This is a genomic window from Sphingosinicella terrae, assembly GCF_003347635.1.
In the GTDB taxonomy this organism is placed as follows: domain Bacteria; phylum Pseudomonadota; class Alphaproteobacteria; order Sphingomonadales; family Sphingomonadaceae; genus Allosphingosinicella; species Allosphingosinicella terrae.
This window is the reverse complement of record NZ_QDFY01000002.1, coordinates 174,062-192,741: the sequence shown is the minus strand read 5'-3', so window position 1 is coordinate 192,741 and position 18,680 is coordinate 174,062. Positions and strand designations below refer to the sequence as shown.

Genomic DNA, 18,680 nt, shown 5'->3' with positions numbered 1-18,680 from the left:
CATGCGCAAAGCCGTTCCATTGCTGGCCGTCCTGCTCCTCGCCGCCGCCTGCGGCGGCGCTCCGCACAGCCCCCAGGCGACGGTCGAGGATGCGGTGGTCACCCTACCCGCCGTCGCCGGCCGCTCGGGAGCCGCTTATTTCACCGTAAGCACGAACCACGGCCCGACTCGGCTCACCGGGATCACGAGCCCGCGCGTCGGCCGGATCGAGCTGCACGAGACGGTGGAGCAAAATGGCGTCGCCACCATGCGGCCGATCGGCGAGGCGAGCTTCTCCCCCGACAGTCCGCTCGTCTTCGAGCCGGGAGGAAGCCATGCCATGCTGTTCGAGGTCGATCCGGCGCTCCGTCCCGGCGACCGGCTGAGCCTCACCTTCGCCCTCGATCCGGCACCTTCGATGAAGGTCGAGGCCGAGGTGCGCGGACCGGGCCAGGCCCATATGGGCCATTGAGCCGCCTCGTGGCCCGGCCGTCCGTGTCGTGCCGCCGATCGTGACCTCACGCCCGCTGACGCGCGGCGAACGCGACATCGCGCGCTCCGTGTTCGGCGGCACGATCGCCATCGACCGGGTGCGTATCCATCGTCGCAAGTGGTTCCCGTTCCACCCGAAGAGCGCGGTGATGGCGCCCGACGGCGACATCTGGGTCCATCCCGGCAGCGCCTTGTGGCGCGACGACTATTCCGAGGCTCCGCTCAACCTGCAGGGTCTGTTCGTGCACGAGCTCACCCATGTATGGCAGGCGCAGTCGCGCGGACGCTGGTACCTGGTGCTGATGCGTCATCCCTTCTGCCGCTATGCCTATCGCTGGCGTCCCGGCTGGCCGCTCGAACGATACGGCCTGGAACAGCAGGCGGAGATCGTCCGCCATGTCTACCTTCTCCGCCAAGGGGTGAGGCTGGAGGGCGTCGCGCCGCTGGCCGCGCTCGAGGCGGCTTTGCCCTTCGCCGCCGCCTGAGCCATGTCCGGTCGTCACGCGTTGCCGCCTTCTGCCGGCGACGGGGCCGACAACGGAGGACGTGAAAGATGAACGCCGCCACCCTCACCATCCTCCTCGCCGTCATCGCCGGCGCGCTCATGGCGATCCAGGCGCCGACCAACGCCATGCTCAGCCGACCGCTCGATTCGCCCATCACCGCAGCCTTTCTGTCCTTCCTCGTCGGCACCGTCGCGCTCGGCCTGCTGGCCTGGCTGCTGCCGTCGCGTCCCGACGCGGCGGGCGTGCGAGCCCTGCCCTGGTATGTCTGGCTCGGCGGCCTCTACGGCGCCTTCTTCGTCGCGATGGCCGCCTTCGGCGCGCCCAAGGTCGGCGTCGGCGTGCTGCTGACCGCGGTGGTCGCCGGCCAGCTCGGCATGGCCGTCCTACTCGACCATTACGGCCTGCTCGGGCTGGACAGGAATCCGATCAATCTGCAGCGTGTCGCCGGGCTGCTGCTCGTGCTGGGAGGCGTGGTGCTGGTTCGCCGCAGCTGACCGCGCCCGGATGCCCGGAGGAACGATTGACGCGCAAGGGCTTCAGGGCAGAGATCCTCACCGTTCCCGAGGACCCGGCGCTCGCCGGCCCCGAGGCGGTGCGGCACGAGAGCGACGGACTGCTCGTGGTCGAGGACGGGCTGGTCGTCGCGCGCGGCCCGTTCGAGACGATGGCCGCGCGCTTCCCCGGTTTGGCGGTGGAAAGGCTCGCCGGGCTGATCGTCCCCGGCTTCGTCGACGCGCACATCCATTTTCCCCAGACGGAGCGGATCGCCTCGCATGGGGCGCAGCTGCTCGAATGGCTCGAGCGCCACATCTTCCCCGCCGAGGCGGCCTTTGCCGACCGCGACCATAGCGACTCCGTGGCCGGATTCTTCCTGGGCGAGCTGCTGCGCAACGGCACGACCAGCGCCCTCGTCTTCCCGACCGTCCATGAAGGATCGGTCGAAGCGCTGTTCGAAGCCGCGCTCGCCCGGGACATGCGGATCATTTCCGGCAAGGTGCTCATGGACCTGGGTCCGCCCGACCTGCGCGACAGCATCGAGGAAGGCCGCGCGGCGACCGAACGGCTGATCGGACGATGGCGGGGCCGAGGCCGGCTCGGCTATGCGGTGACTCCCCGTTTCGCCCTCACCTCGTCGGACGCGCAGCTGGCGGACGCCGGCGGGATGCTTCGCGAGCATCCGGACGTGCTGCTCCACACCCATTTGTCGGAGAATCTCGGCGAGCTCGCCGCCGTCGCCGAGCGCTTTCCGGACGCCGAGGATTATCTCTCGGTCTACGAGCGCTATGGCCTCGCCGGCCCCAGATCGGTCTTCGCCCATTCGATCCACCTGAACGACGGCGAGATGGGCCGCCTGGCCGGATGCGGCTGCGCCATCGCCTTCTGCCCGACCTCCAACCTCTTCCTCGGCTCAGGCCTGTTCGATCTGGCGCTCGCCGACCGCCACGGGATTCCGGTCGGCATCGGCACCGACGTCGGCGCCGGCACCAGCTTTTCGCTGCTGGCGACCCTGGGCGAGGCCTACAAGGTCTGCCAGATGCGCGGCGCCAGCCTCGATCCGTTCCGCGCCCTCCACCTCGCCACCGCCGGGGGCGCGCGCGCCCTCCGCATCGGCGACAAGGTCGGGAGCCTCGAGCCGGGACAGGAAGCCGATTTCGTCCTGCTCGATTCCGAGGCGACGCCGCTGCTCGCCCGGCGAACGCGCGGCGCGTCTCTCTTCGACCGGCTGTTCGCGCTCCAGGTGCTGGGTGACGACCGCGCCGTCGCCGCAACCTATGTCGCGGGGCGTCCGGCCCACCGAAGGGATGGCGGCGCGATCGAATAAAATATTCGATTCAATGTCGCGCCCCGGGGAATTGCGCGGGGGTTCGAGGACCCGCTTGCTCGACCCGTGGCGAACCCCTGGCCGGATAGAAACGATTATCTTATTCCGATGCCGCCTTCCGTAACCTCCGCCCGGAGCGGATCGAAACGGCAATCGGAAGACGAGGAGGAGGGCGCCCTTGGATCGGGCCGAGGCAGTGAGCGAAGTGCCGGAGCGGGTGAAGCGCCACCGGCTGCCGACCCGGCTTTGGCACTGGGTCAATGCCGTCACCGTGATCGTCATGCTGATGAGCGGCCTGATGATCTTCAACGCCCATCCCAGACTCTATTGGGGCGAGTATGGCGCCAATGCCGATCCGGCGTGGCTCCAGGTCAGCGCCACGGCGGACCGAGGCTTCCTGACGATCGGCTCGGCGACGATCGAGACGACGGGCGTGCTCGGACTGTGGGAGGACGAGCACGGTATCGTCCGCCGCCGCGCCTTTCCCTCCTGGGCGACCATCCCCTCGAGCTACAGCCTCGCCGCCGGACGGCGCTGGCATCTCGCCTTTGCCTGGCTGCTCGCCCTCGGGCTGATCGCCTTCCTGATCACCAGCCTGTTCAACCGCCACATACAGCGCGACCTGCTGCCCCGGCGGCACGAGCTGCGCCCGGCATCGATCTGGCACGAGATCAAGCAGCATGCGCGCCTGCGCTTCCCCGCCGGCGAGGCCGCTTTTCGCTACAACAGTCTGCAGAAGCTGAGCTATTTCGGTGTGATCGGCGTCCTGCTGCCGCTCGTCATCCTGACCGGACTCACCATGTCGCCCGCCCTCAACGCCGCCTGGCCGTGGATGCTCGATCTGTTCGGCGGCCGGCAGTCGGCCCGGTCGATCCATTTCATCTGCGCGATGCTGATCGCCGCCTTCATCCTCGTCCACCTGGCGATGGTGGTGCTCGCAGGGCCGATCAACGAGATCCGATCGATGATCACCGGCTGGTACCGGATACCGCCGGCGAGGAAGCCATGATCAGCCGCCGTCATTTCCTGATCGGCGGGGCCGGGCTGCTCCTGCCCGGATGCGACCGGCTCGACCGCAACGACACGTTCAAGGAGGGGCTGCGCGCCGCCGAGCGGCTGACCATGGCGGCGCAGCGGCTGGTCACCGACCGCCATGCGCTCGCGCGGGAATATGGCCCGGAAGACATCTCGCCGGTCTTTCGCCCCAACGGCAACGTCATGCCGCAATCCCCTGATTATGCTCGCCTGGCGGAAGGCGGTTTCGCCGACTGGCGGCTGCGGGTCGACGGCCTGGTCGAGCGGTCGCTGTCGCTGTCGCTGGCCCAGATCGCGTCGATGCCGCGGCGGACCCAGACCACGCGTCACGACTGCGTCGAGGGCTGGTCCGCGATCGGGCGGTGGACCGGCGTCCCGCTCGCGCGGCTGCTCGACCTGGCCGGCCTTCGCGAGAGCGCCCGCTTCATCGTCTTCCACTGCATGGACCGGTTCGGGGCGCTTCCTTATTATGAGAGCATCGACCTGATCGATGCCTTCCATCCGCAGACCATCCTCGCTTTCGGCCTCAACGGCCGGCGGCTGCCCATCGCCAACGGCGCTCCCCTGCGGCTGCGGGTCGAGCGCCAGCTCGGCTACAAGCATGCCAAATATCTCGAGCGGATCGAGGCCGTGGCCAGCCTGGAAGGCGTGCATGGCGGGCGCGGCGGCTATTGGGAGGATAGCAACGACTACGAATGGTATGCCGGCATCTGACCGGCATCGGGCGGCGGCGGCGCTGCCCATCCTTGGCCTCGCCGGCCAACGCCAGTAGGGTGCCTGCAAAGCCGGAGGGGTCCCATGCGCGAAGATGCGGTCGACATGTTTCGTTCCTCGACGCTGGGCTGGCTTCGAGGCACGCTCGCCGGCTGGGGGACCATCCTCCTCGCGCTCGCCGGGATCGCGGCCGCCCTTCTCGGCCCCTGGGGCGCCTGGCCCCTTGTCGCGCCCGGTATCGCTCTCCTCGTCCTGCTGGTGAAATGGGTGCAGAACCTTGCCGCCACCTACGAGGTGACCGAGGAACGGCTGATCATCCACCGCGGCATCATCTTCAAGAGCGTCGACGAAATCGAGCTCTACCGGGTCAAGGATATCCGCATCGACTTCACCCTGATCAACCAATGGGCGGACATCGGCACGATCTGCGTGAGCTCCTCGGACGAGACGACGCGTCAGGGCGATCTCGTCCTTCGTCACATCGAGCGGGCCCGGGATCGGAGAGAGCAGTTTCGCCGCCTCGTCGACAGCGCCCGTCAGAGGCGGGGGGTGCGCGAGCTCGACATGGCGCACGACCATCCCTGAAAGCTCATGATATAGTATAACAACAAGCTTGCGTTCATCTCTCTCGGGCTTAGTCTTCTCGTATTAGAGCCTGGAGGGGGGTCCGAATGACCAGCTTGATCCGTTCAACCGCACGACGATCGCTGCTCGCGGCGATGCTTGCGGCCACGATGCTGCACACGCCGGCCGCTGCCCAGGAGAGCGGACCCGCCCTCGTCGCCCGCGTCGCCGGAATCAACAGCGAGGAGATGCAGAGCCGGAAGCTGGTCATCGACTCGCTCGACATAAGGGTCCGCATCCACGGCACGGTGGCCGAGACGGTCGTGACCGCCCGCTTCGGCAATGCCGGCAGCCAGAATCTCGAGGGCGAATTCACCTTGCCCATGCCGGCCGGATCGGTCGTCACCGGCTATGCGCTCGACGTCAACGGCCGACTGGTCGACGGCGTCCTGGTCGACCAGCGCCAGGCGCGCATGGCCTATGAGGCGCGGGTGCGCCAGCGGATCGATCCCGGGCTTGCCGAGGTCGGTCGCGACAGCGTCTTCCGCACCCGCATCTTCCCGATCCTGCCGGGCTCCGGACGGACTATCCGGCTGCGCTTCACCTCGCCGATCGATCCCGGCCGGGGCTATGTCCTGCCCCTGCGCGATACCGACCGGATCGGCGCCTTCAGCCTCGACATCGAGGCGGCGGGACTGGCGGGGCCGCCCCGACTCCGGCTCGGCGAGCAAAGCCTCTCGCGCTGGACCTCGGGGGGCGGCGTCCATCGCTACGCGGCGGAGCGGCGCGAGGCGCGCCTCGCCGGCGACCTGGTCATCGATCCGACGCCGCCGGCCGGAGCCATGCTGCTCAGCCGCCACTCGAACGGCGAGCGCTTCTTCCAGATCGCCGACGCCGTTCCCGCACGGTCCGCCCAGGCGGCGCCGGTGCGGCGCGTCGCCATCCTGTGGGACCGCTCGCTCTCCCGCGCCGACGACGACCTGGCCGAGGAGCAGGCGATCATCCGGCAATATCTCGACAGCGTCCGGCCATCGGAAATCGAGCTGGTCCTGTTCGACAGCGGCGGGGTCGAGCGCATCCGGGTCCGCGATGCCGGCGACCTGATCGCGCGTCTCGGCGCGGTCCGATACCGCGGCGCGACCAGCCTCGCCGTGCTGGCGGGGGAGAGCCTGACCGGCGCGGACGCCTGCCTCCTGTTCAGCGACGGACTGGTGACGATCGACCGGCGGGAGGAATTCCGCCCGGACTGCCCGCTCTTCGCCGTGTCGAGCGCGCCCGACGCCGACCGACCCTATCTCGCCTCGCTCGCGCGCGGCGCGGGCGGCGAGAGCTTCGACCTCGTCGTCCGCGAGGCCGGCGAGGTGCTGACCCGGATGACAAGGCGCGTGCCGCGCGTCATCGACGTCCGCTCCACCGGCGGCGGACGCGTCGACTTCTCGGTGCTGGACGGCGGCGAATATGGCTGGCGCGTGGTGGCTCCCCTGCCGGCGACGGGCGACGTCATCGTCCGGCTCGCCGGCATCGGTCCCGAAACGGTCGAACGCCTCTATTCGCCGCAGGGCGAGCCGGTGGCGATGGACGGCGCCGGCGCCCTGTGGGCGGCGGATCGTGTCGCAATCCGCGCCGCCGGAGACGATCTCGATCGGGAGGCGCTGGTCGCCTTTTCCCGCAGCTACAGCGTCGCCAGTCCGGACGTGTCCTTCGTGGTTCTCGAGACGGGGCGCGACTACGCCGATTCTCGGATCGAGCCGCCTGCTTCGGCGCCGGCCGAATGGCGCGACGATTATAGGCGCCTTCGCGAGCAGTTGAAGGAACAGGAAACGGCCCAGCGCGGCCGCCGACTGGAGGCAGTCCTGGCGCAATGGCAGGAGATGCGGACCTGGTGGGCGACCCGGTTCGACCCGGGCAGCCGTCCGAAACCCGAGGAAGAGGATGTCAGGCCGGAAATGGAGAACGAAACCTCGCTGCCCCCGCCAATGGCGCCCCCTCCCCCGCCGCCGCCGCCGCCACCACCACCACCTCCGCCCCCTCCGGTAACCGCTCCCGGACAGGTTACCCAGCAATCGCCGGCGCCCACCGCACCCTTCACCGGTGCCGGACCGGCCGACGGCAGCGTCGTCGTCACGGGGAGCCGGACCGACGCCGCGATCGGCGGCGAGCAGGCGGGTTCTGCGAGCCGCGCCACCATTGCGATCGAGCCGTGGGCCGCCGATCGTCCCTATCTCGCCGCGCTGGATGCGGCCGCGCCCACCGAGGTCGAGCGGGTGCTTGCGGAGCAAGTGCGCCTCCATGGCGCCCTCCCCGCCTTCTGGCTCGACGTCGCCGACTGGGCATTCCGGAAGGGCCGGCGCGAGGAGGCCGTCCGGTTCGTCCTGTCGGCGCTCGAACTCCCCACCCGCAACAGCGAGACCTTGTCCATCGTCGCCGACCGGCTCGTCCGCTACGGCGAGATCGATCGCGCGATCTGGCTCTACGAGCGTCTGCTGGCCGCGGAGAGCGATCGCCCGCAGCCGCGGCGGACTCTGGCGCTGACGCTGGCGAAGCGGGCCGAGGCCGCATCGCCGGAGCAAGCGCGGTCTGATCTGGCGCGAGCGCTGTCGCTGCTGACCGAGGTGGTGATGACGCCCTGGGCCGGCGCCTATGACGGCATCGAGATGATCTCGCTGATGGAAGCGAACGTGCTCATACCCCGCTACCGGGCGCTGGGCGGCGACGCGCTGACGCTCGACCCGCGGCTCGTCGCCTTGCTCGACGTCGACCTCCGGGTGGTGATCGAGTGGAACAGCGAGGCGACCGACATCGACCTCTGGGTCGACGAGCCGAGCGGCGAGCGCGCCATCTATCACAATCCCCGGACCGCGATCGGCGGCCGGCTGTCGAACGACATGACCCAGGGTTACGGACCGGAAGAATATCTCCTCCGCCGCACGCCCGCCGGTACGTACGAGGTGCGGGCCAACGTGTTCTCGTCGGACCGGCTGAACCCGAACGGGGCGCAGCGAGTCACCGCGACGATCATCCGCGACTTCGGCCGTTCGTCGCAGCGCTCCGAGGTCGTCGACATCGAACTGTTGCCGAACGACCAGACCCGCGAGCGGCGGGTGGGGCGGATCATCGTCGAGCCGTGAGCCTCAGGGCGCGGCGCGCGCCGCGAGCCATTCCTCGACCGCGCGATAGGCGGACCTTCCGCGCGGCGGATCGGCGCCATTGCCGGTCGCGAAGAAGGCGATGCCCCGACCGGAAGCGGGATCGATCCACAGGCCCGAGCGGAGCCCATAGGCATCGCCGGCATGGCCGAGCCTCGGCGTCGGATCGCCGAACAAATCGTCCCGGCACCCCTCTTCGGGCGTGGGCAGAAGCTGCACGGCGAGGCCATAGGCGCAATAGAAGCCGCCATCGGTCTCACCGTTGCGCGCCCGCGGATCGTAGCGCCAATGCGGCTGCAAGATGGCCTCGATGCTCTCCGGCCGAAGGAAAGGGCGGCCGTCGTGCCGGCCGCGCTCGAGCAGCAGCGAGCCGACGACGGCAAGGTCACGGACCGAGATGCGCAGGCCGCCCTGGGGCGAGAAGAGCGCGCCGTTGCTGCCCGATGGATAACCCGAAAGGTCGCACGGGACCCCGTCCGGCGCGAAGACCGGACAATCCGGCATGCGCCCGCCGAGATCGTCGCGAACGACGCTTCCGTCGGGAGCGTAGAGGACCACCGCGCGTGCGACCGCGGCATCGCTGCAGGTCGTCCAGTTGAAGCAGGCGTCGATCCCCAGCGGCTCCAGCACCAGCCGCGCCATCAGCCGATCGAACCGCTCGCCCGTCTTCCGCTCCATGACCGAGGCGACCACGGGGAAATTGAGATTGGAATAGCGGAAGAACTCTCCCGGCGGATGATCGGGATCGAAGGCGCGCGCGTCGCCCAGCACGTCGCGCAGGTCGGTGCCGAGCGGGACCACATAGTCGACGTCGTCGCGCAGCGACGACGTGTGCGACAGCAGTCGCCGCAGGGTGATCGGGCGGTCGGGGAAGGCCGGGTTGCGCAGCGGCCACCCCAGCGTATCGGAGACGTCCTGGTCGAGGTCGAGCCGGCCCTGCTCGACCAGACGCATCACGCCGAGCGCGACGACGAGCTTGGAGATGGAGGCGATCCTGACCGGATCGTCGATGGTGAGCGGCCGCCCCGCCGTCCGATCGGCCAGACCGGACGCGCCGGAAGCGGTGATCCCGGTGCGGTCGAACGTCGCCCAGGCATAAGGTACGTTCGGCACGGAAGGCTGGGATGACGTGGCGCAGGCGGAAAGCGCGGCAGCGACGACGAAAAGCGGAAGCAGTCTCATTCCCCATCGTCATGCGCGCGACAGCGGGAATCCAGCTTTTTCTTCTCAAGCCTACGCCGCAAGGCAGCCGGGTTCCCGCCTTCGCGGGTAGGCCGGGAGGCGCCTAGGGCTTGCGGGAGACCCCGACCAGCGCCGGACGGAGCAGCCGGTCCTTGATCTGATAGCCGGCCTGCATCTCCTGAATGATGGTCCCGGGCTCCGATTTGTCGTCGGGCACCTCGATCATCGCCTGGTGGAGATGCGGGTCGAGCTTCCTACCCATCGCCTCGATGCGAGCGATGCCGTGGCGCTGGAAGACGGACTCCAGCTCGCGGCCCGTCGCCTCGATGCCGGTGACGAGGCCCTTCATCCGCTCGTCCTCGCGCAGATCGTCGGGGATGGCGGACAAGGCCCGCTCGAGATTGTCCTTCACCGACAGCATGTCCCTTGCGAAGCCGGTGGAGGCGTAATTGGCGGCGTTGACCTTTTCCTGCTCGAGCCGCCGACGGACATTCTGGGTCTCCGCCTGCGCGTAGAGGACGTGCTGGCGCACCTCCTCCAGCTCCTTCTCGAGCTCGGACAGGCGATCGAGGTTGAGCTCGCCGCCCTCGGCGGATTCGGCCGCCTCATTCTCGTCCCGTGCTTCGGTGTTCGCGTCTTCGTTCATGCCATCAATCTCGACAAAGCCTTTGCGGTGAAGTCCACCATGGGAACCACCCGCGCATAGTTCAACCTCGTGGGGCCAATCACCCCGACCACGCCGACGACCTTGCCGTCATGGCCGCGATAGGGGGCTGCAATAACCGATGAGCCCGACAACGCGAACAGCTCATTCTCGGATCCGATGAAGATCTTCATCGCCTCTCCGGCGCGGGCTCGATCGAGCAGCCGGGCGATCTCTTCCTTGCCCTCGAGCTCCTCGAGCAGCTGGCGCACCCGCTCGAGATCGGCCGCCGTGGTCTCGTCGATCAGATTGGCCTGGCCGCGGACGATGAGGACCGGCCGACGCGCGCTGTCCTCGGACCAGACGGCCAGGCCGCGGGCGACCAGTTCGCTCGCCGCCCGGTCGAGCGCCGCCCGGCCCGCCGAAATCTCCGAATCGAGCTTGAGCTTGGCGTCGCGGAGCGTCAGCCCCGAGAGGCGCGCGCTCACATAATTGCCAACCTCGCTCAGCATGGACGACGTGACGCCAGGCGGCAGCTCGACCACCCGATTCTCGACGCTGCCGTCGCTGCCGACGACCACCGCGACCGCCTGACGCGGGGAGAGCGGGACGAAGGCGAGCTGCTTCAGCACCGGTTCCTCCTTCGGGACGAGGACGATGCCGGCGCAGGCCGAGAGGCCGGACAAGGCGGCGGTGGCGTTGCTGATCGCTTCCTCGATCGGGCCGCCCCGATCGAGCAGCGCCTCGATCGCGGCGCGGTCCTCGGGCCGCGGCTCGGCTACCTGCATGATCGCATCGACGAACAGCCGCAGCCCCGATTCGGTCGGGATCCTTCCCGCCGAGGTGTGCGGCGCCGCCAGAAGCCCGGATTCCTCCAGGTCCTGCATGACGTTGCGGATCGATGCGGGAGACAGGTTGAGGGTCGAAGTGCGGGAAATGGTGCGCGAGCCGACCGGATGACCGGTGTCGAGATAGGCCTCGACGACCAGCCGGAAGATGTCCCTGGCGCGGTCGCCCATCTCGCTGATCGTGGCGCTCATGCCCCTGATGTAGGCGGACGGAGGGTGGCCCTCAACCGCTCTCGCGGCTGCCCAACTTCTCGAGACCCGCCTCGACTGGCGACGACGGCGCTTTCATCAATCGGGCGGCCTGACCAGATCCCCGATCGGCAGCAGCGCGGGCGCGGCGTTCAGCCTTTCGGCGATGGCCCAATTCTTCTCCATGTCGCAGCCGTGGTAGAAATAGAGCGTGCGGGAAGTGCCTCCCTCGGCCCAACTCACCTCGGTCGATGGCAGGTCGGTCGCCATCATCGTGCAGGCCTCACCGGAGTAGCGGCGCTCGGCCGAGGTCGGACGCAGCGGGGCCAGATGGCGTGCGAAGGCGCGATATTGATCCGGGGTTACCTCGAAGCGCCGCGTGCCGGTGACAGCGGTGAAGCGGCGGCCTTCGAAGCTGCCGCTGCCGTCGGCGCTCACCGTCACCCGATAGACCGGACAAGTGCCGAAGCAGGGGCCGGTTTCGAGGCTGATCGTGTCGGGTCCGGCCGCGCCGACTTCGGCTAGCGGCGTCGTGGCGCAGGCGGCCAGCAGAAGGAACATCATCGGCAAGGCAGGGCGCATCTTCAGTCTCCCGGCCGTTCCCCTCGCCGGTTCAGGCTGAACGGGGAATGATCGGCGGCAGCCTCGCCGCGCTCGGCCCGGAAGGTTGCCACGGCGGCTCATGCTGTTACGAGGCGCGCGATCCAAGGAGAAACACCATGCGACCCTCCGGCCGCGCGCCCGACCAGATGCGTGCCATCACCATGGAGCCCGGCTTCACCCGCCATGCCGAAGGCAGCTGCCTGATCGGCTTCGGCGACACGCGGGTGCTGTGCACCGCCTCGATTGAGACCAGCCTGCCCTCCTGGCTTCGCGGCAAGGGACGCGGCTGGGTCACCGCCGAATATGGCATGCTGCCCCGCGCCACCCACACCCGCGGCCGGCGCGAAGCCGCGAGCGGCAAGCAGAGCGGCCGCACCCAAGAGATACAGCGCCTGATCGGCCGGAGCCTGCGCGCCGTGGTCGATCTCGAAGCGCTGGGCGAGCGCCAGATCACGCTCGACTGCGACGTTGTCCAGGCCGACGGCGGCACCCGCACCGCGGCCATATCGGGCGCCTGGGTGGCGCTACGGATCGCCGTCGACCGGCTGCTCGAGCAGAAGCTGATCGAGCGCGACCCGATCCAGCGCAAGGTCGCTGCGGTCAGCTGCGGCATCCATGGCGGAACCGCGGTGCTCGATCTCGATTATGTCGAGGACAGCTCGGCCGGCTGCGACGGCAATTTCGTGCTGACCGACGACGGCAAGCTGGTCGAGGCGCAGATCACGGCGGAAGGCGAATGCTTCGACGAGGAAGGATTGCTGCGGCTGCTGAGGCTTGCCCGGATCGGTTGCGCGGAGATCTTCGCAGCCCAGGATCGGGCGACCGGGAGGTGAGGAAGCTCCAGCCCGGCCGGCTCGTCATCGCCAGCCACAATGAAGGCAAGGTGCGCGAGATCGCCGAGCTGCTCGGTCCGCACGGCGTGGATCCGGTCTCGGCGGCCGAGCTCGACCTGCCCGAGCCGGACGAGATCGGCACCACCTTCATCGACAATGCCGATTTGAAGGCGCGTGCGGCTGCCGACCTGTCGGGCCTGCCGGCACTTGCCGACGACAGCGGCCTTTGCGTCGAGGCGCTCGGCGACCGCCCCGGTATCTTCTCGGCCCGCTGGGCCTATGCCCAGTCCCAGGTCCCCGCCGAGGCGGGGCCGGGCGAGATCAGCGGCGAGCGGGACTTCAACCGCGCCATGCGCCGCGTCCGGGAGGAGCTCGAGGCCCTGGGGCCGGAGGCAAGCCGCAACGCCCATTTCGTCTGCGCCCTCGCCTTGTGCTGGCCCGATGGCCATAGCGAATGGTTCGAAGGGCGGGTTGACGGCACCCTGGTCTGGCCGCCGCGCGGCGACAAGGGCTTCGGCTACGACCCCATCTTCGTGCCCGCCGGCCGGGACCTGACCTTCGGCGAGATGGACCCGGCCGAGAAACATGCCATCAGCCACCGCGCCGACGCATTCAGGAAATTGGTGGCGGCTCTGCTGTGACAGCCGAAGGTCGTCATTCCAGCGAATGCTGGGATCTCCCTTCCTCTTCGAACGGGCGCAGCCAAGACAGCGAGATCACAGCCTTCGCCGTGAAGACGCGAGGTCCGACCGGGAGCGCCACCGACCTCGCTCTCTACATTCACTGGCCGTTCTGCGTCTCCAAATGCCCCTATTGCGACTTCAACAGCCACGTCCGCGCCGCGATCGACCAGGAGGCGTGGCGCGAGGCGCTGCGCGCCGACCTCGCTCATGAGGCGCGCCTCCTCCCCGGCCGACGGCTGACGTCGATCTTCTTCGGCGGCGGCACGCCGTCGCTGATGCCGCCGGCGACGGTGGCGGCATTGATCGAGGCGGCGGCAGACCATTGGGTCCTTGCGCCGGACGTCGAGATCACCCTCGAAGCCAATCCGTCCTCGGTCGAGGCCGCACGCTTCGCCGATCTTGCCGCCGCCGGGGTCAACCGAGTGTCGCTCGGCATCCAGTCGCTCGACGATGGGCGGCTGGGTTTCCTCGGCCGCGCCCATGACGTCCAGGAAGGGCTGATGGCGCTCGGCACGGCGCAATCGGTTTTTGCCCGGGTGAGCTTCGACCTGATCTACGCCTTGCCCGATCAGACCCCCGACGACTGGGCCGCGGAGCTTGAGCGCGCCCTCGCCTTCGGCACCGACCATCTTTCGCTCTACCAGCTGACGATCGAGCCCGGCACCCGCTTCGCCGCCATGGCGGCCCGGGGCGAGCTGGCGCCCCGCGATCCCGACGAAGGCGCCGCGCTGTACGAGCTCACCGGACAGGTGACGACGGACGCGAGCCTTCCGGCCTACGAGATCTCCAACCATGCCCGCCCCGGCCAGGAGAGTCGCCACAACCTCGCATACTGGCGATACGGCGATTATGCCGGGGTCGGGCCCGGTGCCCATGGCCGCCGCGGCGGCCGCTTCACGCAGCGCCACCGCAAGCCGGAAAACTGGCTCTCCGCGCTCGCCCGCAACGGCCACGGCATCGTCGAGGAAAAGGCGATTGCGGCGGAGGAAAAGGGCGTCGAGGCGCTGCTGATGGGGCTGCGCCTGCGCGAAGGCGTGGCTCTCGACCGGATCCGCGGGATGGCCGGCCGCGAGGCGGTCGACCGCGAGTCGGTCCGCCGCCTCACCGAACAGGGCCTGCTGGTCCTGCGCGGCGAGCGGCTGTCCGCCACCCCGGCCGGCCTGCTGGTTCTCGACTCCATCCTCGCCGAGATCGTCCGGGTCTAACGTCCGACGCTAGTTGAACCCGCGCGGTGCCGGCGAGACGATGCTGGTGCCGCTCGCTCCCACTTCGCGCACCTCGAGCGCACGCTCGGCGACGCCGTCGCGGCCGAAACGGAAGGCGCCGTCCACCCCGACGAAGCCGGTCGGATCGCGCAGCGCCCGCTCGGGAAATCGCCGACCGACCGGCCAGTCGCCGGCAATCCGCACCGCGAGCAGCACCGCATCATAGCCGAGGCTGGCGAGGCGGAAGGGATCGCGATTGTAGCGCGCCCGGTAGCGCGTCCGGAACGGCCCGAAGTTCGAATCCGACGGCGCCGCGAACCAGGCGCCGCGGAGCCCGACATTCGTCCCGAGATTGGTCTCCGCGCCCCACAATTCGGTCCCGAGGATCCGCGGCTGCGGCGAGGACTGGCGGACGACCGGGACCGCCTGCACGGCATTCTGGGGACCGTCGGCGATGAGCACGGCATCGAGCCGCCCCCGAGCATTCAGCCGAGTCGCCGCGGCGCGGATGGCGGCGGTGGTGCGTTCATAGCCCTCCATCCCGACCAGCTGGCCGCCATGCGCTTCGACAGCGGCCGTAAGCGCCTGGCCGCCGCGCTGACCATAGATTCCGGGCGGCATCAGCGCGCCGAAGCGGGTCGCGCCGCGGGAGCGGGCATAAGCGACGACGCGGTCGACCGATTGCCCCGGATTGAAGCCCATCACATAGACGCCGTCGCCGGCGACGGTGACGTCGTTCGAAAAGGTGACGACCGGAACCTCATTGCGGCCGGCGATCGGCGCTACTGCGCGCACGTCCTCGGCCAGCAGCGGGCCCAGGAAAAGGCCATTGCCGTCGGCGAGCGCCTCGTTGGCGGCCTCGGCCGCGCCGCGGCTGGTGTCGTAGGCGGTGATTCGGATTCGCTGGCCGCCGGTATCGAACAGAGCGAGGTTGGCGGCGTTCAGGATCGACTGGCCCATCGCCGCATTGGTTCCGCTCAGCGGAACGAGCACGGCGACCCGGTTCCGGGTCTCGTCCGGCGGGAGCCGCGACGGCCCATCCGGGCGCTCCGGCTGCCGGTCCGGCTCGACCGGCGGCGGCGCCTCGGGACGCGACCGCGGAATACAGCCGGCGAGCCCGATCGAGAGCAATGCCAGGCCGGCCAGCCGGAAGAGCGTCATTCCCCGCCTCTCTCCTAACTCAGGACATGGTTGCAGGCGCGGCGACAGCAATGCCATGAGACGGCTCTCCATGATCGAAACACTGGATCCCGGCCTCTATATCGTCGCGACGCCGATCGGCAATCTTTCCGACTTGTCGCCCAGGGCGGCGGCGGTGCTGGCGGCGGCGGACCTGATCGCCGTCGAGGACAGCCGGGTGACGGCCAAGCTGCTGCGCCACATCGGGGTGAAACGGCCGATGACCCCCTATCACGACCATAATGCGGATCGGGTCCGCCCGGGACTTGTCGAGCAGATGCGCGACAAGGCGGTCGCCCTCGTGTCCGACGCGGGCACGCCGCTCATCTCGGACCCCGGCTACAAGCTCGTCCGCGAAGCCCGTGCCGCCGGCATCAGGGTAACCACGATTCCCGGCCCAAGCGCCGTCATCGCCGCGCTGACTCTGGCCGGGCTCCCCACCGACCGCTTCGCCTTCTTCGGATTCCTCCCGGCCAAGGCTGCTGCTCGCGCCGCGGCGATCGAGCGCGCCGAAAGGTTCGACGGCAGCCTGGTCTTCTACGAGAGCGGCCCGCGCCTTGCCGCCGCGCTGACGGCGCTCGACGAAGGTCTGGGGCCACGCGACGCGGCCGTCGTTCGCGAGATCAGCAAGACCTTCGAGGAAACGGTGACCGGCACGCTCGACGCGCTCGCGGCCCGCTATGCCGAGGCGCCCGCGCCGAAGGGGGAGATCGTCATCGTCGTCGGCCCGCCCGGTGAGAAGCCGGCCGCGGGCCAGGCCGATATCGACGCCGCCATCGAGGAAGCGCTGACGCGGCTGTCCCCGTCGCGCGCCGCCGCCGAGGTGGCGGAACGACTGGGCGTGCCGAAGCGCGCCGTCTACGAGCGGGCGCAGCAGCTTAAATGAACCGGCGCCAAGCCGCCGAACGCAGCGGCCGGAGGGCCGAGCGGCTGGCGGCGTGGTGGCTACGGCTCAAGGGCTGGCGCATCCTCGCGATGCGGGCGCGGACTCCCGTCGGCGAGATCGACCTGGTGGCCCGCCGCGGCCGCGTCCTCGCCTTCATCGAGGTGAAGGCCCGCGCCACCGATATCGACGCCGATCTCGCCCTGGACGACTGGCGCCTGCGCCGCGTCGCCCGCGCCGCCGAGGCGCTGGCGCCGCGCTACGCGGGAAGCGCCGACACCATCCGGATCGATGCGCTCTACATCGTCCCGGGCCGCTGGCCGCGGCATGTCGAGAATGTCTGGCGAGGATGATCCTTCGATACGATGATCAGGTCGCCACGTCCCCCGGACGTGGCCGCGGCTTCCGGGGAAAGCCGCGCCTGTTCATCTCGACAGGCTCGGCCCTACTCAGGATGAGCGGGGCCTATTATGTGCCGCTCATCCTGAGTAGCCGGTGAGCCCGTCGAACCGGCGTATCGAAGGACCGCAATCGCCGAACAGGAGTCGCTCACCCATGTCTCTTCGCGTCGCCGTCCAGATGGACCCGCTCGATCAGATCAACATCGAAGGCGATTCGACCTTCGCGATCATGCTGGGCGCGCAGGCGCGCGGCCATGTGCTCTACCATTATCTGGCCGGGGATCTGAGCTGGTCGGGCGGTCGGCTTTGGGCCCACGCCCATCCGGTGACCGTGCAGCGGCAGGCCGGCGACCATCATCGTCTCGGCGAGCGCGTACTCCTGGACCTGGGCCGTGACGTCGACGTCGTGCTGATGCGGCAGGATCCGCCGTTCGACCTCGGCTATATCACCGCCACCCACCTGCTCGAGCGCATCCAGGACGAGACGCTGGTGGTCAACGATCCCGCCAGCGTGCGGAACGCACCGGAAAAGGTGTGGGTGCTCGACTTCGCCGAATATATGCCGCCGACGCTGGTCACCCGATCTCTCGCGCTGGCGCGCGAGTTCCTCGCCGAACATGGGGAAATCGTGGTGAAGCCGCTCCACGGCAATGGCGGCAAGGCGGTGTTCAAGGTCGGCCGCGGCGGCGAGAACCTGTCGTCGCTGATCGAGGTGTTCAACGCTGCCTATCGCGAGCCGCATGTCGTCCAGGCCTTCCTCCCCCAGATCGAGAAGGGCGACAAGCGGATCGTCTTCGTCGACGGCGAGGTGGCCGGCGCGGTCAACCGCATCCCGGGCGAAGGCGAGATCCGATCCAACCTCGCCGTCGGCGGCAAGGCCGCGAAGACCGATCTCACCGATCGGGAGAGGGAAATCTGCGACCGGCTCGGACCGGAGATGAAGGCGCGCGGGCTCCTTTTCGTCGGGATCGACGTTATCGGCGGGCAATGGCTTACCGAGATCAACGTCACCTCGCCGACCGGCATCGTCGCCATCGACCGGTTCAACGGTACCGACACGCCGGCCATGATCTGGGACGCGATCGAGCGGAAGCTGGCTTGAACGCGGCGCGCGGGCATCGGCCGGTGCAGGGTCACGCCTGCCCCGTGGCCGGATAGCCATCATGGGCGACTGGGTCATCCGGCTGATCGACGCGACCGGCTATGTCGGCATCTTCCTGCTCATGCTGCTCGAGACCGTGTTCCCGCCGGTGCCGTCCGAGGTGATCATGCCGGTGGCCGGGGTAAGGGCGGCCAGCGGGTCGATGGGGCTTTGGGGTGTCATCGTCGCCGGCACGGCCGGCGCCATGACCGGCAACATCTTCTGGTATCTCGTGGCGCGCTGGATCGGCCTCAAGCGCTTCTGCCCGTTCATCGAGAAGCACGGCCGCTGGCTGACCATGGACTGGTACGACGTCGAGCGGGTCGAGCGGCTGTTCGGGCGCTTCGGATCGGTCGTCGTGGCGATCGGACGGCTGATCCCGACGATCCGATCGGTCGTGTCGATCCCCGCCGGCCTCGTCCACATGCAGCTGGTCAAGTTCCTGGCCTGGTCGACCCTGGGCACCGCCGTCTGGAGCGGCCTGCTCGCGCTCGGCGGCTATCTGCTCGGCCAACGCTTCGACAAGATCGACCAGGTGCTGGGCCCGGTCTCCTCCGGCATCGTTACCCTGATCGTGATCCTCTACATCTATCGCCAGATCACCTGGAGCCGGCGCCACCGGGAAGCCTGAC

The 18,680-nt window shown here is 69.1% G+C and carries 20 protein-coding genes; 15 read left to right on the top strand and 5 right to left on the bottom strand.

Going from position 1 to position 18,680, the window contains the following annotated elements; all coding sequences use genetic code 11:
• The first annotated feature begins 1 nt into the window (after position 1).
• The 8 genes from DDE10_RS06375 (at position 2) to DDE10_RS06340 (ending at position 8,240) form a co-directional block, all read left to right on the top strand.
• Positions 2-451, top strand: coding sequence for a copper chaperone PCu(A)C (locus DDE10_RS06375; protein WP_114951912.1), 450 nt, complete (start codon positions 2-4; stop codon positions 449-451).
• 40 nt (positions 452-491) lie between these two features.
• Positions 492-956, top strand: a complete 465-nt coding sequence (locus DDE10_RS06370) for a vgr related protein (RefSeq protein WP_114952278.1) — start codon at positions 492-494, stop codon at positions 954-956.
• A 68-nt stretch (positions 957-1,024) separates the two neighbouring features.
• The gene (locus tag DDE10_RS06365; RefSeq protein ID WP_114951911.1) at positions 1,025-1,471 is read left to right on the top strand and encodes a DMT family transporter; all 447 of its coding nucleotides are present in this window, start codon (positions 1,025-1,027) and stop codon (positions 1,469-1,471) included.
• 26 nt (positions 1,472-1,497) lie between these two features.
• Positions 1,498-2,799, top strand: coding sequence for a guanine deaminase (gene guaD, locus DDE10_RS06360; protein ID WP_114951910.1), 1,302 nt, complete (start codon positions 1,498-1,500; stop codon positions 2,797-2,799).
• Positions 2,800-2,977: 178 nt separating this feature from the next.
• A complete protein-coding gene (locus DDE10_RS06355) occupies positions 2,978-3,808 on the top strand; it encodes a cytochrome b/b6 domain-containing protein (RefSeq protein ID WP_284734481.1) in 831 nt (276 codons plus the stop codon).
• Entirely contained in the window at positions 3,805-4,548 is a 744-nt protein-coding gene (locus DDE10_RS06350) for a molybdopterin-dependent oxidoreductase (RefSeq protein WP_114951909.1), read from the top strand. Before DDE10_RS06355 ends, DDE10_RS06350 begins: the two co-directional genes overlap by 4 nt.
• An 84-nt stretch (positions 4,549-4,632) precedes the next feature.
• On the top strand, positions 4,633-5,133 hold the full coding sequence (locus DDE10_RS06345; protein ID WP_114951908.1) for a PH domain-containing protein: 501 nt from the start codon (positions 4,633-4,635) through the stop codon (positions 5,131-5,133).
• Positions 5,134-5,219: 86 nt separating this feature from the next.
• Positions 5,220-8,240, top strand: a complete 3,021-nt coding sequence (locus tag DDE10_RS06340) for a DUF2135 domain-containing protein (RefSeq protein ID WP_114951907.1) — start codon at positions 5,220-5,222, stop codon at positions 8,238-8,240.
• Positions 8,241-8,243: 3 nt separating this feature from the next.
• On the opposite strand, the gene DDE10_RS06335 is transcribed toward DDE10_RS06340, so the two are convergent.
• The 4 genes from DDE10_RS06335 to DDE10_RS06320 form a co-directional block, all read right to left on the bottom strand.
• On the bottom strand, positions 8,244-9,440 hold the full coding sequence (locus DDE10_RS06335; protein WP_114951906.1) for a serine hydrolase domain-containing protein: 1,197 nt from the start codon (positions 9,438-9,440) through the stop codon (positions 8,244-8,246).
• A 103-nt stretch (positions 9,441-9,543) separates the two neighbouring features.
• A complete protein-coding gene (gene grpE, locus DDE10_RS06330) occupies positions 9,544-10,086 on the bottom strand; it encodes a nucleotide exchange factor GrpE (RefSeq protein ID WP_114951905.1) in 543 nt (180 codons plus the stop codon).
• The gene (gene hrcA / locus DDE10_RS06325) at positions 10,083-11,123 is read right to left on the bottom strand and encodes a heat-inducible transcriptional repressor HrcA (RefSeq protein WP_114951904.1); all 1,041 of its coding nucleotides are present in this window, start codon (positions 11,121-11,123) and stop codon (positions 10,083-10,085) included. The genes grpE and hrcA overlap by 4 nt, the downstream gene beginning before the upstream one ends.
• Before the next feature lie 96 nt (positions 11,124-11,219).
• Complete coding sequence (locus tag DDE10_RS06320; protein WP_114951903.1) at positions 11,220-11,702, bottom strand: DUF6438 domain-containing protein; 483 nt, start codon at positions 11,700-11,702, stop codon at positions 11,220-11,222.
• 137 nt (positions 11,703-11,839) lie between these two features.
• Between DDE10_RS06320 and rph the strand changes: the two genes are divergently transcribed.
• From rph to hemW, 3 genes are all read left to right on the top strand, one after another.
• Positions 11,840-12,556 carry a ribonuclease PH gene (gene rph / locus DDE10_RS06315; protein ID WP_114951902.1) on the top strand — a complete coding sequence of 239 codons (717 nt, stop codon included), beginning with the start codon at positions 11,840-11,842 and terminating at the stop codon, positions 12,554-12,556.
• Positions 12,553-13,197 carry an RdgB/HAM1 family non-canonical purine NTP pyrophosphatase gene (gene rdgB / locus DDE10_RS06310; protein ID WP_284734480.1) on the top strand — a complete coding sequence of 215 codons (645 nt, stop codon included), beginning with the start codon at positions 12,553-12,555 and terminating at the stop codon, positions 13,195-13,197. The genes rph and rdgB overlap by 4 nt, the downstream gene beginning before the upstream one ends.
• Before the next feature lie 89 nt (positions 13,198-13,286).
• Positions 13,287-14,444 carry a radical SAM family heme chaperone HemW gene (gene hemW / locus DDE10_RS06305; RefSeq protein WP_284734479.1) on the top strand — a complete coding sequence of 386 codons (1,158 nt, stop codon included), beginning with the start codon at positions 13,287-13,289 and terminating at the stop codon, positions 14,442-14,444.
• A gap of 9 nt (positions 14,445-14,453) precedes the next feature.
• Here hemW and DDE10_RS06300 read toward each other — a convergent pair whose 3' ends face one another.
• Positions 14,454-15,605 carry a penicillin-binding protein activator gene (locus DDE10_RS06300; RefSeq protein WP_114951899.1) on the bottom strand — a complete coding sequence of 384 codons (1,152 nt, stop codon included), beginning with the start codon at positions 15,603-15,605 and terminating at the stop codon, positions 14,454-14,456.
• A 70-nt stretch (positions 15,606-15,675) separates the two neighbouring features.
• On the opposite strand from DDE10_RS06300, the gene rsmI reads away from it, so the two are divergent.
• The 4 genes from rsmI to DDE10_RS06280 all read left to right on the top strand — a co-directional run bounded on the left by rsmI (position 15,676) and on the right by DDE10_RS06280 (position 18,679).
• Complete coding sequence (gene rsmI / locus DDE10_RS06295) at positions 15,676-16,509, top strand: 16S rRNA (cytidine(1402)-2'-O)-methyltransferase (RefSeq protein WP_114951898.1); 834 nt, start codon at positions 15,676-15,678, stop codon at positions 16,507-16,509.
• A complete protein-coding gene (locus DDE10_RS06290) occupies positions 16,506-16,859 on the top strand; it encodes a YraN family protein (RefSeq protein WP_114951897.1) in 354 nt (117 codons plus the stop codon). Before rsmI ends, DDE10_RS06290 begins: the two co-directional genes overlap by 4 nt.
• Before the next feature lie 202 nt (positions 16,860-17,061).
• Positions 17,062-18,009, top strand: coding sequence for a glutathione synthase (gshB, locus tag DDE10_RS06285; RefSeq protein ID WP_114951896.1), 948 nt, complete (start codon positions 17,062-17,064; stop codon positions 18,007-18,009).
• Between the two features lie 61 nt (positions 18,010-18,070).
• Entirely contained in the window at positions 18,071-18,679 is a 609-nt protein-coding gene (locus DDE10_RS06280) for a DedA family protein (protein WP_114951895.1), read from the top strand.
• Position 18,680: the final 1 nt, after the last annotated feature.